The 14,988-nt window shown below is 74.5% G+C and carries 11 protein-coding genes and 1 pseudogene; 2 read left to right on the forward strand and 10 right to left on the reverse strand.

What is annotated here, in order from left to right:
- Nucleotides 1-66: 66 nt before the first annotated feature.
- Nucleotides 67-1,626, reverse strand: coding sequence for an RDD family protein (locus AC2CJA_RS14285; RefSeq protein WP_484603073.1), 1,560 nt, complete (start codon nt 1,624-1,626; stop codon nt 67-69).
- Nucleotides 1,627-1,840: 214 nt separating this feature from the next.
- Nucleotides 1,841-2,326 carry an Lrp/AsnC family transcriptional regulator gene (locus tag AC2CJA_RS14290; protein ID WP_484603074.1) on the reverse strand — a complete coding sequence of 162 codons (486 nt, stop codon included), beginning with the start codon at nt 2,324-2,326 and terminating at the stop codon, nt 1,841-1,843.
- 121 nt (nt 2,327-2,447) lie between these two features.
- On the opposite strand from AC2CJA_RS14290, the gene hppD reads away from it, so the two are divergent.
- Nucleotides 2,448-3,590, forward strand: coding sequence for a 4-hydroxyphenylpyruvate dioxygenase (hppD, locus tag AC2CJA_RS14295; protein ID WP_484603075.1), 1,143 nt, complete (start codon nt 2,448-2,450; stop codon nt 3,588-3,590).
- 127 nt (nt 3,591-3,717) lie between these two features.
- Here hppD and AC2CJA_RS14300 read toward each other — a convergent pair whose 3' ends face one another.
- From AC2CJA_RS14300 to AC2CJA_RS14325, 6 genes are all read right to left on the reverse strand, one after another.
- The gene (locus AC2CJA_RS14300; RefSeq protein ID WP_484603076.1) at nt 3,718-4,530 is read right to left on the reverse strand and encodes a S16 family serine protease; all 813 of its coding nucleotides are present in this window, start codon (nt 4,528-4,530) and stop codon (nt 3,718-3,720) included.
- A 66-nt stretch (nt 4,531-4,596) separates the two neighbouring features.
- A complete protein-coding gene (locus AC2CJA_RS14305; protein WP_484603077.1) occupies nt 4,597-5,241 on the reverse strand; it encodes an IclR family transcriptional regulator in 645 nt (214 codons plus the stop codon).
- Between the two features lie 418 nt (nt 5,242-5,659).
- The gene (locus AC2CJA_RS14310; RefSeq protein WP_484603078.1) at nt 5,660-7,450 is read right to left on the reverse strand and encodes a DEAD/DEAH box helicase; all 1,791 of its coding nucleotides are present in this window, start codon (nt 7,448-7,450) and stop codon (nt 5,660-5,662) included.
- 107 nt (nt 7,451-7,557) lie between these two features.
- Nucleotides 7,558-7,941, reverse strand: coding sequence for a type II toxin-antitoxin system death-on-curing family toxin (locus AC2CJA_RS14315; protein ID WP_484603079.1), 384 nt, complete (start codon nt 7,939-7,941; stop codon nt 7,558-7,560).
- Nucleotides 7,942-8,139: an Arc family DNA-binding protein gene (locus AC2CJA_RS14320; RefSeq protein WP_484603083.1), complete on the reverse strand. Its 198-nt coding sequence runs from the start codon at nt 8,137-8,139 to the stop codon at nt 7,942-7,944.
- A gap of 45 nt (nt 8,140-8,184) precedes the next feature.
- Complete coding sequence (locus AC2CJA_RS14325) at nt 8,185-9,681, reverse strand: MFS transporter (RefSeq protein WP_484603080.1); 1,497 nt, start codon at nt 9,679-9,681, stop codon at nt 8,185-8,187.
- Nucleotides 9,682-9,993: 312 nt separating this feature from the next.
- Between AC2CJA_RS14325 and AC2CJA_RS14330 the strand changes: the two are divergent.
- Nucleotides 9,994-11,232, forward strand: a pseudogene (locus tag AC2CJA_RS14330) (PP2C family protein-serine/threonine phosphatase); the annotation flags it as partial.
- Between the two features lie 137 nt (nt 11,233-11,369).
- On the opposite strand, the gene AC2CJA_RS14335 reads toward AC2CJA_RS14330, so the two are convergent.
- Together AC2CJA_RS14335 and AC2CJA_RS14340 are read right to left on the reverse strand one after the other, a co-directional pair.
- Nucleotides 11,370-13,712: a xanthine dehydrogenase family protein molybdopterin-binding subunit gene (locus tag AC2CJA_RS14335; RefSeq protein WP_484603081.1), complete on the reverse strand. Its 2,343-nt coding sequence runs from the start codon at nt 13,710-13,712 to the stop codon at nt 11,370-11,372.
- Nucleotides 13,702-14,943 carry a (2Fe-2S)-binding protein gene (locus AC2CJA_RS14340; RefSeq protein WP_484603082.1) on the reverse strand — a complete coding sequence of 414 codons (1,242 nt, stop codon included), beginning with the start codon at nt 14,941-14,943 and terminating at the stop codon, nt 13,702-13,704. Before AC2CJA_RS14340 ends, AC2CJA_RS14335 begins: the two co-directional genes overlap by 11 nt.
- Nucleotides 14,944-14,988 lie beyond the last annotated feature (45 nt).

Here is a 14,988-nt window from a genome sequence, read left to right on the forward strand (position 1 = left end):
GACGGCCGGCGCCTGGCGGAGACCTCCGCGCGCCGCTGACCCGGCCCGGGCTCGTCCTCGTCCGGATCAGACCGGGCCGGGCTCCTCGGTGCCGCGCGCCACGAAGGTGCGCGCCGCCTTGTCGTGCCAGCACTGCCGCCACGGCCGGTCGAACAGGCACCACAGGACGTTGACCACGCCGACGCCCAGTGGCGCCAGCAGGCCGTACACCAGCCAGCGGCGCAGCGCGGCGCCGAAGGAGGGGGTGTCCTGCTCCTCGATGTCGAGCACCTGGACGCCGAACAGCTTCTTGCCGAGCGTGCGGCCCCAGCGGGCGGTGGGCAGCACCTCGTAGAGGAGTCCGAACAGCAGCAGAGCGCCGAGCACGATCGCCAGGTAGACGCCGGTGGTGCCGTCGACCAGCCAGATCTGCCGTGTCTCGCCTGCCTGTTGGGCCGCCGCCACCTGCTCGCGGAAGTGCTCGGCGCTGGGGCCGGCGAACGGGAAGGCCACCGCCGCGGCCACCGCCGCGGTGAGGACGCCGTCCACCACGCGGGCGCCCAGCCGGCGTCCGAGCCCGGCCGGGCGGGCCTGCCGCCGGGCGGCCCTCAGGAAGGGGTCGTCGGCCGGGGGCCGCCAGGGCACGACCTGCTCCGGGCCGCCCGCCCGGCCGGCCGGCGACTGCTGCTGCGGCAGGACGGGTGCGGACGCGTGCGGTACCGGGGCGTGCGGTGCGGACCCGGGGGCGCGCTGGGCCAGTTCGTGCACCTGCCGTGTCCAGGAAGGCTGTCCGGACGCCGGGCCGGCGGGCGCGGCGGGGCCCGCCGGAGCGGCGGGCGCGGGGAGGACCGCGCCGGGAGCGCCCACCGCGGGCGCCTCCGTACGACGCAGCCCCACGGTGTCCTCGGGCCCGACGGGCTGTCCGCCCGCGGCCGGAGCGGCGCCCTCGGGACGTACGGGCCGCATCCGCACGGTGCCGTCGTCGCGCGGCTGTGTGCTCCCTCCGCGCGGGTCCGGGACGGGCCCCAGTGCCCGCGGAACACGGCCCGCGCCCAGCGCCGGGGCGGCCGGGGCCCGCCCCTCTCCGGCACCGCCGTCCGCGCCGTCCGTACTGCCCGTGCCGCCCGTGCCCCAGGAGACGCGGCCGTCCCGCTCCCCGTCGAAGCCCGTCTGCCGGGCGGCGTCGGCCTGCCAGACGGACGCGGGCTCGGGCCGGGCGCCGCAGGACCGGGAGGGACCGCCCCGGGCGGCCTCCCGGTCCTGCGGACGGATCTCCACCTCGCCGCGTCCGCGCAGTTGGGGCAGGGAGTCGCCCGGAGCGGGCGCCGCCCCCGCGGCCGGCTCCCCGGCGCCGGTGGTCTCCTCCTCGTCCAGGAAGACCGGGCCCGTCTCCTCCTGCGGGGACCCACCGGGCGCGGAGCCCGCGGCCGGCGCCGGGGGGCCGGCCGCGGGGGCGGCGGGCGGGGCATGCACCACCACACCGGGGGGCGCCGCGGGCACCGGTTCGCCCTCGCGGGGCTCGGGACGGCTCGTCCCCGGCACCCACGCAGTGCCGTTCCAGTAGCGGATGTATCCCGGAATGGACGGATCGGGGTAGTAGCCCGGGCCCGGGCTGCCGTTGGCGGATGCTGACGGAGGGGCGCTCATGTGTCCGGTCCCGTATCTGCTCGGCCGTCGCTGTGGCGTGTGCCGCTCCCCGTCCGGCGGCGAGACCGGGGAGCGCTGGCTCCACATCTACCAGAGACGGGACGCTCCTCGCCCCGGCCATCGGCGACCCCGCCACCATCCAGCGACACCGGGACCCCGCGCCGCGCCGTACGGCCGCGCCCTCCCCGCGGGGACCGGAGCCGTGAGGCGGGCGTCAGGACGCGGGCCGGCCGGCGTCTCCGGCCGCCTGGCGCACCAGCGGGACGATCCGCAGCGGCACCGGGTTCTCCATGACGATGGCCGTGGAGGCCCGCACGATGCCCTCGAACCCCACCACCTTGTCGATCACCCGCTGGAGATCGGCGTTGGAGCGGGCCACCAGACGGCAGAGCATGTCGCCGCGGCCGGTGATGGTGTGCAGCTCCAGCACCTCCGGGACGGTCGCCAGGTGTGCCCGTACGTCGCGGCCCTGCCCCTGCCGGATCTCCAGTGTGGCGAAGGCGGTGACCGGGTAGCCGATGGCCGCGGGATCGACGTCGGGGCCGAAGCCGCGGATCACCCCGCCGGCCCGCAGCCGGTCCAGCCGCGCCTGTACGGTGCCCCGGGCCACCCCCAGCCGACGGGACGCCTCCAGCACGCCGATGCGCGGTTCGGCGGCGAGGAGTTCCAGCAGCCGGCCGTCCAGCTCGTCGATGCCCATGAAGACCTCCCGGTGGTCATCCTGTACAGATCGCCCGGACAGGCAGCAGAATCACTGTACATATTGATCAGGCTTCACATGAACTATTGCGCATCTTGTGGAACAGCGGGAGCCTGCGGCCATGACTGAGACCATGCACAACACCCCCAGCACCGCCCGGCAGGCCGATCCCTTCCCGGTGAAGGGGATGGACGCGGTCGTCTTCGCCGTGGGCAACGCCAAGCAGGCCGCGCACTACTACTCCACGGCCTTCGGCATGAAGCTCGTGGCCTACTCCGGCCCCGAGAACGGCAGCCGCGAGACCGCCTCCTACGTCCTGGAGTCGGGCTCCGCCCGCTTCGTCCTCACGTCAGTCATCAAGCCGGCCACCGAGCGCGGCCGGTTCCTCGCCGAGCATGTCGCCACACACGGCGACGGCGTGGTGGACCTGGCCATCGAGGTGCCGGACGCGCGGGCCGCGTACGCCTACGCCGTCGAGCACGGCGCCACCGGCCTGGAGGAGCCCTACGAGGTCAAGGACGAGCACGGCACCGTCGTGCTGGCCGCCATCGCCACCTACGGCGAGACCCGCCACACCCTGGTGGAGCGCTCCGGCTACGACGGCCCCTACCTGCCCGGCTTCACCGCGGCGGAGCCCATCGTCGAACCCGGCCCCCGCTTCTTCCAGGCCGTCGACCACTGTGTCGGCAACGTCGAGCTGGGGAAGATGGACGAGTGGGTGACCTTCTACAACAAGGTCATGGGCTTCACCAACATGAAGGAGTTCGTGGGCGACGACATCGCCACCGAGTACTCCGCGCTGATGTCCAAGGTCGTGGCCGACGGCAGGCGCAAGGTGAAGTTCCCGCTCAACGAGCCCGCGATCGCCAGGAAGAAGTCCCAGATCGACGAGTACCTGGAGTTCTACGGCGGCCCCGGGGTGCAGCACATCGCGCTCGCCACCAACGACATCGTCGCCACGGTGCGGGCCATGCGCGCCGCCGGCGTGCGGTTCCTGGAGACCCCCGACTCCTACTACGACACCCTGGGCGAGTGGGTCGGCGAGACCCGGGTGCCGATCGAGGAACTGCGCGAGCTGAAGATCCTCGCCGACCGTGACGAGGACGGCTACCTGCTGCAGATCTTCACCAAGCCGGTGCAGGACCGCCCGACGGTGTTCTTCGAGATGATCGAGCGCCACGGCTCCATGGGCTTCGGCAAGGGGAACTTCAAGGCCCTGTTCGAGGCCATCGAGCGCGAGCAGGAGCGGCGCGGCAACCTCTGAGCCCCGCCCCCGTGCCGGACACGGCACCCGCACGCCCCCCGCGGCCCCCCCCACCTGACGGCGGGGCCGCGGCCCGTCTCCGTCCGCACCCCGCGGGGTGCGGGGGGCCTCTCCGCGGGCCCCCGGTTCAGCAGCTCGGTACGCGTCCGCCGTCCCGCAGGGTCCTCAGCGCCTTCAGCGCGCCCTCCAGGGTGGTGACGGGTACCAGGCGCATGCCCTCGGGAAGTCCGGTCCGCGCGTCGTCGCACTCCGCCTCGGGGACCAGGAAGACGGTGGCGCCGTCGCGCGCCGCCGCCTGGGTCTTGAGCGGGACGCCGCCGACCGGCCCGACCTCGCCGCGTGCGGTGATGGTGCCGGTGCCGGCGATCGTACGGCCGCCGGTGAGGTCGCCGCCGTCGATCTCGCCGACGACGCCGAGGGCGAACACCAGCCCGGCGCTGGGGCCGCCGACGTCCGCGAGCCGCAGTTCGACCTCCACCTCGTCCTCGGACATACCCAGCCGGCGGAGCGCGGCCGCCACCGCCTCCGTCTGCGACTCCTCCATCTGGGCGGTGGTGTGCTCCTCGATCTCCCCGGCGTCGTCGCCTACCGGGTAGACCGAGTCGCGCGGCATCACCGCGCGGTCGGTGTCGAACCAGGCGTCCACCACGTCGACCAGCCGCACGGTCGTGTCCGGCGCCGTCGCCGCGATGGTGGTCGCCAGCAGTCGGCCCTCCGGCCCGCCCGCCCCAAGACCGTCGCCGCCTGGGTCGCCGGCCCCGTCGACGGTGATGACCTGCCGGCCCCGGTACTCGCCCAGGACGTCCGCGGTGACCCCGGGCTGGGCGACCGAGAACGGCAGCGGGGCGAGCGCGGCGACCGCGAGCAGCGCCGCGACGAGCGTCCCGCAGATCGCGAGGACCCGGATACGGGAGGACACACGGGAGGACAGTGCCGGCATGGGTGCGAATCTAGTTCACCGCCGCTCCGCGCGCGGAGCCGGGCGGAGCCGGGCGGGGCCGCGCCGCTAGCGGAGGAAGTCGGCGACCTCCTGAGCCGCCTGCACCACACGGGGCCCCACCTTCTGCGGCACCGAGTCCGACAGCATCACCACGCCGACGCTGCCCTCGATACCGTTCACGCCCAGCAGCGGGGCGGCGGCGCCGCAGGCACCGGCCTCCAGCTCACCGTGGGTGAGGACGCAGCCCTCCTCCAGTTCCGGGTCCGGGCGGCGCCCGGCCATGATCGCGCGCCCCGCCGCGCCCTTGTCGAGCGGATGGCGGAAGCCGGTGCGGTAGGCGACGTGGTAGTCGGTCCAGGTCGGCTCGACGACCGCGACGGCCAGAGCCTCGTTGCCGTCGACCAGTGTCAGGTGCGCGGTGGCGCCCACGTCCTCGGCCAGCGCCCGCAGCGCCGGCAGGGCCGCCTCGCGCACCAGCGGGTGGACCTGCCGGCCCAGCCTCAGCACCCCGAGCCCGACACGGGCCCGGCCGCCCAGGTCACGGCGTACCAGGGAGTGCTGTTCCAGCGTGGCGAGCAGTCGGTAGACGACCGTCCGGTTGACCCCGAGCCTGCTGGAGAGCTCGGTGACGGTCAGGCCGTGGTCGGTGTCGGCGAGCAGCTTGAGGACGCGCAGTCCCCGGTCGAGCGTCTGAGATGTCTCCGCGGTCACGACGCCCCCTCCTCGGTTGTGTGCCGACGACTTCGCTCCGGGAGGTGCGCTGCCGGTCCCGTCGGCGGCGCGTGTGCTGTTCCCGGCGAGCCGCCGGTCGCTTGGCGGGCCGCACCGGCTGCGCTCCGAGGCGACGCTGCCACGGGGCGTGTGCGTGACGCGAACCTAGCGACCCCGTCCGCCGTCCGGAAGACTCTGTCCAGAATCCGGGCGCGACTGGCCTGGTTTATCCGCATTGCGTACAGCAGCAGGTCACAGCGGTGCGGCCCGGGCGTGGACAGGCTCCCACATCCACCCGCACAGCGCACAGATGCACACATCGGCGCTCATGGCGCCTACCGGGCGGTACGGGACGCGCGGGGGCGCGGACACGATGGCGTCCGCGCCCCCGCGCGTCCTCTTCCGTGCTCGGCCGGCGTCACCGCATGCGGGTGGCCCATTCGCGCACCTTGGCGATCCGCTGCCGAAGCTGCCCGGCCGTCGCCTCGGCGGTGGGCGGGCCGCCGCAGACCCGGCGCAGCTCGGTGTGGACCACCCCGTGCGGCTTGCCGCTCTGGTGGGAGTACGCACCGACCAGCGAGTTGAGCTGCCGGCGCATCTCCAGCATCTCCTTGTGCGTGACCACCGGGCGTTTCTCGGCGGGCGTCTCCAGCAGGTCGGCCTCGGCGTCCGGCCTGCGGCGGCTGTGCGCGATCTGCCGCGCCTGCCGCCTCTGGAGCAGCAGTTGCACCTGGTCCGGCTCCAGCAGCCCGGGGATGCCCAGGTAGTCCTGCTCCTCCTCACTGCCGGGGTGGGCCTGCATCCCGAACTCGGCGCCGTCGTACATCACCCGGTCGAAGACCGCGTCCGACTCCAGCGCCTCGAAGGGCAGCTGGTCCTGCTCGCCGGTGTCCTCGTCCTGCTGCCGCTCGGCCTCCTTGAGGAGGTCGGCCTCCTCCGCGTACGGGTCGGCGTCCTCCCCGCCCCTCTTGGGCCTGTCCAGGACGTGGTCGCGCTCGACCTCCATCTCGTGCGCGAAGCCCAGCAGCATGGGGATGGTCGGCAGGAAGACCGAGGCGGTCTCACCGCGCCGCCGGGAGCGCACGAAGCGGCCGACGGCCTGGGCGAAGAACAGCGGCGTGGAGATGGTCGTGGCGTAGACCCCGACCGCCAGGCGGGGGACGTCCACGCCCTCGGACACCATGCGCACCGCCACCATCCAGCGGTCGTCGCTCCGGCTGAACTCCTCGATCCGCCCGGACGCGCCGGCGTCGTCGGAGAGCACGACGGTCGCGGCGCTGCCGGTGATCTCGCGGATCAGCCTGGCGTAGGCGCGCGCCGAGTCCTGGTCGGCGGCGATCACCAGTCCGCCCGCGTCCGGGATCGCCTTACGGACCTCCGACAGCCGGGTGTCGGCCGCGCGCAGCACGCTGGGCATCCAGTCGCCGCGCGGGTCGAGCGCGGTGCGCCACGCCTGGGAGATCGCGTCCTTGGTCATCGGCTCGCCGAGCCTGGCCTCCAGCTCGTCGCCCGCCTTGCTGCGCCAGCGCATGTTGCCGCTGTAGGACAGGAAGATCACCGGACGCACGACGCCGTCGTCCAGCGCCTTGCCGTAGCCGTAGGTGTAGTCGGCCACCGAGCGGCGGATCCCCTCGCCGTCCTCGGCGTAGGCGACGAACGGGATGGGGTTGGTGTCCGAGCGGAAGGGCGTACCGGTCAGGGCCAGGCGGCGGGTGGCCGGCTCGAAGGCCTCGAAGCACGCCTCGCCCCAGGAGCGGGTGTCACCGGCGTGGTGGATCTCGTCCAGGATGACCAGCGTCTTGCGCTGCTCGCAGCGGTTGCGGTGGAGCATCGGGCGCACCCCGACGCCGGCGTAGGTCACCGCCACCCCGTGGTACTCCCGGCCCAGCGGGCCCGCGCTGTACTCGGGGTCCAGTCTGATGCCCACCCTCGCCGCCGCCTCGGCCCACTGCTTCTTCAGGTGCTCGGTCGGCGCGACGACCGTCACCTGCTGGACGACGTGGTGGTGCAGCAGCCAGGAGGCCAGGGTGAGGGCGAAGGTCGTCTTTCCGGCGCCCGGGGTCGCGACGGCGAGGAAGTCGCGCGGCTGCTTCTCGATGTACGAGTCCATCGCGGCCTGCTGCCAGGCGCGCAGCTTGCCCGCCGTGCCCCAGGGGGCGCGGCCGGGGAACGCGGGCGAGAGGTGATGGGACGTGGTCGTGGTAGTCACGGTCTCCGCTGAACTGGGTCGGCGATCGGCAACCGCGTCAGACTACCGGGGCGCCCGGTCCGCCATCCGGGTGACATCCCGGACGGCGGACCGGGGTGCGGTCCACTTCACGGATCGCCGCGCAGCGCCCGCAGGAAATCCGCGATGAGCGACACGTCCTCCAGCTTGCCCGCGGCGATGTCGACCACGAGGTCGTACGCGCGGTCCTGGTCGATGTCCGCCATGTCCACCCCGTTCATGTCGAGGAAGACCGCGGTGCACATCCATGCCAGGCGCTTGTTGCCGTCCACCAGCGGATGGTTCGAGACCAGTGAGTGCAGCAGCGCGGCCGCCTTCTCGAAGAGACCGGGATACGCCTCGATGCCGAACATCTGCGATTGAGGGCGAAGCAGAGCGGAGTCGAGCAGCCCCAGATCGCGGACCGCGATCTCCTGCCCCCCGCAGGCAAGCCCGGCCAGGTCCAGTGCGAACCGGACCGACAGGTACTTCACTTACTCCCCCAGCCTCCGCAGCAGGTCCGCGTGCTTGGCCGCGTACTTGGCTCCCAGCCTGCGGACTGTCGCCCGGTCCGCCTCTTCGACCAGATAGCGCTCGATGGCCTGGATCGCTATGGCGTGCATGCTTCTCCCCTCCTCCTCGGCACGCTGCTTGAGCGCCTCCTGGAGCTCATCGGGCATACGCAGGTTCATAGCCATACCAGAACGGTACCACTAATGACCCCACTGCGGTACCAGTTATTTCCCCGGCCGCAGCCGCCCCGCCACCAGGGCACCCGCCAGGGCGACCGCGGCCGCCGGGAGGTAGACCGCCACGAACGCCGCCGGGTGGGAGGCCGAGGCGGCGCCCGCCGCCTCCCCCGCGCCGTGCGCCACCGACACCGCGCCGCCGCCCAGGCCCGCGAAGAGCGCGCCGCAGGCGGCGAGCAGCACGATGTTGGACAGTCCGTCGCTCAGCTGGAGGGCGGCGGAGTTGGCACCCGCCTCGTCCGGCCTGGACAGCTTCAGCAGCAGCACGCTCGTGGACGAGATCACCATGCCCATCCCGAAGCAGCCCACCGCCTGCGCGACCGCCGCCGTCCACACCGGCACGGACTCCAGCAGCACCAGCGGTGTGGCCGCGATCCCCGCCGTCACCAGCACCATGCCGTACCGCACCAGCCGTTCCCGGTGCGGCTCGGCGAACGGCCGGGACTGGAGGAAGGAGCCCAGCGCCCAGGTCGCGCCGCCCGCCGCGAGGGAGAGGCCGGCCATCGTCACCGACAGCCCGCGCTGGCTCACCAGCATCAGCGGCACGAAGCTCTCCGCGACGATGAACGCCCCCGCCGCGATGCCGCGCATCAGCACCACCGTCGGCAGTCCGCGCGCGGCACGGAACGTACCGCGCGGCAGCAGTCCGAGTGCGGCCGGGACCATCAGGGCCGCGCCGGCCGCGGCGGGGACCAGGGAGACCCAGCGCGGGTCCTGGCCGGCGTACTGGAGCAGTCCGGCCCCCAGCGACACCGCCACCGCCAGCCGCATCAGCCGCCTGTCCGGCGGCCTCGCCCCTCCGGGCGGCGGCCCCGAGGCGGCCCGCCGCAGGGGCGGCAGCATGGCCGCGATGGGCAGGACGACCAGGGCGGGAATGCCCAGGAACACCCATCGCCAGCCGAGCTGCTCGGTGACCGTGCCGGCGATCAGCGGCCCGACGACGGCCGGGACCACCCAGGAGGCCGCGAAGGCGGCCATCACCGTGGGCCGCAGCCGCTCGGGGTAGGCACGGCTGACGGTGACGTACAGCGCGACGATCACCAGCCCGCCGCCGATGCCCTGCACCGCGCGGCCGAGGACGAAGACCCACATCTGCGCCGCCGTGCCCGACAGCAGCAGCCCGGTGGCGAAGGCCCCGATCCCGGCGGCCAGCGGGGCCGGCGGCCCGCCGCGGTCGCACCACTGGCCGGCGGCGACCATGCCCAGCAGGCTGGTGGTGAAGAACGCGGAGAAGGCGAAGGCGTACAGCGACACCCCGTCGAGCCGGTCGGCCGCGACGGGCATGGCCGTGCCGACGGCGGTCGCCTCGAAGGCGATGAGGAGGACGACGGAGACGATGCCCAGGGTCAGCGCCCGGTAGGTGCGGCCCAGCACTCCGCCGTCCGCCTCGGGCGCGGGCACCGGGGTGAGGACGGGTGCGATGGGGGCCACTGTGCCGAGGTCCCCGCCCGAGGGGCCGTCGAGCTCGTCGTCGAGTGCGGTCATGTGCTCAGAGTAAGGCCCGTCACCGGCACTGGCACCTGTCGCAAGGCCGTGACCGGCTCGTCTTCCGGACCCAGGTCCTCGGCAGGAGTCCTCCACCGGTCGGAGGAAGCACCTTCCCGGGCGGTCCGGCCGCTCGGGCGGCGCGCACGCGGCCCGCCCCGCGACCGCCGCGCGCACTGAAACCGAAAGCCGGGGCATACGGACCTCAGAAGACACGGAAGCGGACCTTGACGGGTGCGGAATCCGGGGTGGAGGTCCGGAGCGCGCCCACGACGGCCCGGAACGAGTGCGTTCCGGCGAGGGGAGTTGACGATGACGGTCGAGTACGACACCGAACGGGGCACCCATACGGGGATCCTGGCGGCGGCGGAGGCCGCGTCGCCGGTGGAGTCCGTCGACGTGGTGGCCCGGGAGCTCAAGCGGCGCTTCGGCGCGACCTCGGTGTCGTTCCTCATCACCGACCTGGCACGGCAGTCGGTGGTGCGGATGAGCACGGCGGGCGAGGTGGGGACGGGCGAGAGCATGGAGAGCGTTCCGCTGTTCGGGACCGTCTACGGCGATGTGATCCGCACCCAGCGGCTACGGCTGGCGGACTCCGTCGACGGGGACGGCGGGCAGCGGGTGATCGCCCCGGTCACCAATCGCGGGGACTCCATCGGCGTGCTGGAGGTGCGTGTTCCGGCGGACCCGGACCGCAGAACGCTGCGGGAGATCAGCCGGGCCGCGCACACGCTGGCCTACATCGTCATCGCCAACCAGCGCTTCACCGACCTCTACCAGTGGGGGCAGCGGACCGCCCCGCTCAGCCTGGCCGCCGAGATCCAGCACAATCTGCTGCCCTCCTCCCTGTCGTGCGAGGCCGCGCAGTTCGCGGTGGCCGGGGCGCTGGAGCCGGCGGGCAACGTCGGCGGCGACACCTTCGACTACGCCCTGGACCGCGACACCCTGCACCTGTCCGTCACCGACGCCATGGGCCACGAGGTGAACGCCGCCATGCTCGCCACCCTGCTGGTCGGCGCCCTGCGGGGCGCGCGCCGCGCGGGCTGCGGCCTGACCGAGCAGGCGCGGCGGGCCCACCAGGCCATGCTCGACCACAGCGGCGGCGCCATGGCGACGGGGCTGCTGCTGCGGGTGGGCCTGCGCGACGGCCGGGTCACGCTCGTCAACGCGGGCCACCCCTGGCCCCTGCGGCTGCGGGACGGCCGGGTGGAGGAGGTCGGGCTGCGGGTGAACCTGCCCTTCGGGGTCCAGACGCGGCGCCCGTACGAGGTGCAGGAGATGGAGCTGTGGCCGGGCGACCGGCTGGTCATCCTCACCGACGGGATGCTGGACCGCCGCTCCCGGCTCGTCGACCTGCCCGCGCTGCTCAAGGACACCCAGGGGCTCCATCCCCGCGAGGCGACCCAGATCCTGACCATGGCCGTCCTGGACGCCAACAGAGGCGAACTGAAGGACGACGCGACCGTGATGTGCCTGGACTGGTACGGCCCCGAGCCGGTGCGCCGCGACGCGCACACCGGCGCCAGCCTCACCCAGGCCTCCCCCGCCCGGGGGGGCCCCCCCCCCCCCCCCGCCCCCCCCCCCCCGGACCCCCCCCCCCCGGACGGGGGGGGGGCGGGGGGGGGGGGACCAGGGCGGGGGCTCCGTACGGGCGGACAGAACAGGGCAGGACAGGGGCCTGCGGGAGGTCAGGGGCCGGCCACCGCGGCCTGCGGGCGGATCGGCAGCCGGTTGACCGGGCGGCCGGTCGCCGCGCGCACCGCCGCCGCCACCGCCGCCGGGGAGACCACCACCGGCACCGCGCTGACCGACTTCGCCCCGAAGGGCGCGACCACGTCCCGCTCCTCGACCAGTTTCACGATCCGGATGTCCGGGGCGTCCAGCGCGGTCGGCAGCGGATAGGCCGTCAGATCGGGGTGGCGCACCACACCGCGCGAGACCCGCAGATGCTCGGTGAGGGCCGCGCCGACGCCCTGGGTGACGCCCGCCTCGATCCGGGCGCGCAGCTGCTGGGGGTTGAGGACCCGGCCCACGTCCTGGGCCACGGCCATCTCCACCACCCGGACCGTGCCCAGTTCCACGTCCACGTCCACCACGGCCCGGACGGCGGCGAAGGCCAGACTGACGAAGGCGTCGCCCTGGCCGGTGTCGTCCAGCGGCTCGGTGGGGTGGGGGCGGCACTGGGCGGTGGCCCACAGCTCCTTGCCCTCCAGCACCTCGGCGACGGTGGTGCTGAGCACTCCGTCGTAGGAGGTGATCTTCCCGTCCGCGACGGTCAGCAGCTCGGTGGACATCCCGAACTTCGCGGCCAGCGGCTGGAGGAGCTGGGTGCGGACCATCTTGGCGGCCCGTTCCACCGCGCCGCCCGAGACCCAGGTGTGACGCCCGCGCGCGCCCGGTCCGGCCGGGGGCTGGTCGGTGTCGACGGTGACGACGTGCACCTCCTCGACGCCGAGGACCTCCTGGACGATCTGCCGGGCGAGGGTGGAGAAGCCCTGGCCCGTCTCCACGGCCGCGCACATCACCGTGGCGACGGGGCCGTCGACCTTCACGGTGGCCGTGGAGACCTCGTCGGCGCCCTCCGCCCCCAGCATGTGGACCATACCCAGCGCGAAGCCGATCCCGCGGCGTACCGCGCCCGGGTCGCCGGCGCCCTCGGGGCCGCCGGGCAGCAGCCACTCCTCCGGGCCCGGGGCGCCGTCCTCGCCGTCGGCGGGCAGCGGCGGCAGGGGCGCCTGACGCACCGCGTGCAGCAGTTCGGCCACGGGCGCGGGGCAGGTGACGGTCTGCCCGGTGGGCAGCAGATCGCCGGTGGCCATGACGTTGCGCATCCGCAGCTCGACCGGGTCCATGCCCAGCCTGGCGGCGAGCTTGTCCATCTGGCCCTCGTACGCGGCGCACACCTGCATCGCGCCCTCGCCGCGCACATGGCCCGACGGAGGGTTGTTGGTGCGCACGGCCCAGCCGTCGATCGCTGCGTGCGGCACCACGTACGGGCCGGCCGCGAAGGAGACGGCGGCGGCCAGCGCGTCGGCGGAGTCGTCGGCGTAGGCGCCGGCGTCCAGCAGTATCTGCGCCTCGACCTTGAGCAGCCGGCCCTCGGAGTCGGCGTGGTGGCGGTAGCGCAGCAGGGTGGGGTGGCGGTGGGCGTGGCCGAGGAAGGACTCCTCGCGGCTGGCCGCGAGCTTGACCGGACAGCCCGTCCGCATCGCCAGCAGGCCGAGCGGGAGCTGCACACTCAGATCCTCGCGGTCGGCCGTGGCTCCGGGGACACCGGTGACGACCACCTTGACCTGCTCGGGGCGGAGCCCGAAGCAGGCTGCGGCCCGGTCGCGGTCGGTGTGCGGGTCGGTGGAGGCGGTGTAGATCTCCACTCCGCCGTCGGTGCGCGGCACGGCGAGGGCGGCCTCGGCGCCGATGGGGGCGGGGTCCTGGCGGCCGATGCGGTACAGGCCCTCGACGACCACCTCCCCGGTGACGGACTCGTCGCCGTAGCGCAGGGGGATGTGCCGGATCAGGTTGCCGTCGGGGTGGATCGGCTCGGCCTCGAAGGCCTTCTCCGGATCGGTGACCGGTTCCAGGACCTCGTACTCGACCGCGATGGCGGCGGCGGCCAGCCGCGCGGTGTCGGGGTGGTCGGCCGCGACGGCGGCGATGGGCTCGCCGTGGTGGCGCACCGTGTCGCGGGCGAAGGCGGGCCGGTCGGCCACCCGCCGGCCGTGGGTGGCGTCGCCCGGCACGTCCTCGTGGGTGATGACGGACCGCACCCCGGGCATCTCGGCGGCCGGCGCGGTGTCGATGGACAGGATGCGGGCGCGCGGGTGCGGGGAGCGCAGCACCGCGGCCCACAGCAGCCCCTCGGCCCACAGGTCGGCGGCGTAGGGGAAGGTCCCCTGGACCTTGGCGAGCGCGTCGGCGGGCTGGAGCGAGGCACCGAGTCCGTGCCGCGTCCGCTCGGCCTCGTCCCCAGCGGCCGTACCGGTGAGGGGCACTCCTCCGGCCGGGGTGGCGGTCACCGCGTCACTGCTCACTGCGCGCCTCCGTCCTGCGGCGGGTCGTGGTGGGTGCGGCCCGAGGCCGGTCCGGCCTGGTGCGGGATGTGGATGCGGGGGCCTTCGCCCCGTTCGCCGCCGTCGCCGCCGTCGCCGGCGCGGCGGCCTCCGGCTTCGGCCTCCCCGATCCCGGCTTCCCGGTCCCGGGCCTCGGCGAGCGCGGCGGCCGCGGGGGGGGGGGGGGGGGGGGGGGGGGGGGGGGGGGGGGGGGCGCGCGGGGCGGGGCGCCCGCGCCCGCCCCCGCGGCCACGACCGTACGGACGGCGTCGAGCACGCCCCGGTAGCCGGAGCAGCGGCAGAGGTTGCCGCTGACGGCCTGGCGGGTCTCCAGCTCCGTCGGGTCGTGGTTGCCTTCGAGCAGGTCGTGCAGGGTCATCGCCATGCCGGGCACGCAGAAGCCGCACTGCACGGCGCCGCACGCGGCCAGCGCCCGCTGCACGTCGCAGGGCGTGCCGTTCCGGGCCAGCCCCTCGACGGTGCGGATCTCGGATCCGGCGGTGGTCGCGGCGGGCACCAGACAGGAGGCGACGAGGCGTCCGTCGACCTGGACGGAGCAGGCCCCGCACTCCCCCTGCGAACAGCCGTCCTTGGCGCCGGCCAGGCCGAGGCGCTCGCGCAGCACGTAGAGCAGGGACTCGCCGATCCAGGCGTCGGCCACCGGCCGCTCGGTCCCGTTGACGCGCAGGACGTACGAGACGTGCGGGTGCTCGCTGTCGACCTCGGCGGCGCGCGGTGCGGACGGGTCGGCGGGCGGTTCACCGGCGTCCGGCCCCCCTGCGTCCGGCGTGTCCGGCTCCACCCCGGCCTCCGGAGCGCCTTCCGCGCCCGGCTCCACCGGGTCCACGCCCGGCTCCACCGGCTCCGTCGCCTCTGCCGCCCCCGCGCCGGGCGCCTTTGCCGGCTCCCGGTCGTCCGCCTCCCGCGGTTCGCGGACCGGAGGCGGTTCGGGGACTCCCCCGGCCGCCGCGGCGGCCAGGTACTCGCCGGAGTCGTCGGGGCTGTCGGCCGCCGCGAACGGGATCGACCACTGGCCGGTCGCGCCGGGCGCGGGCACCGCGTTCCAGCCGCCGCCGGAACCCTCCGCCGGCGCCTCCCGGTCCTCGCCGTCCCGCGGGTGTCCGTCCTGCGGACGTTCGTCCTGCGGGCGGCGCTGCTGCCGTACGCGTGCCTCGTGCGAGCCGGCCAGGGCCGCCGCGGCGCCCTGCCCCATGGCGGTCTGTTATACACATCAACGACCCCACCAGACCCAACAGCT

This window comes from Streptomyces sp. ATLC9, from assembly GCF_057196705.1.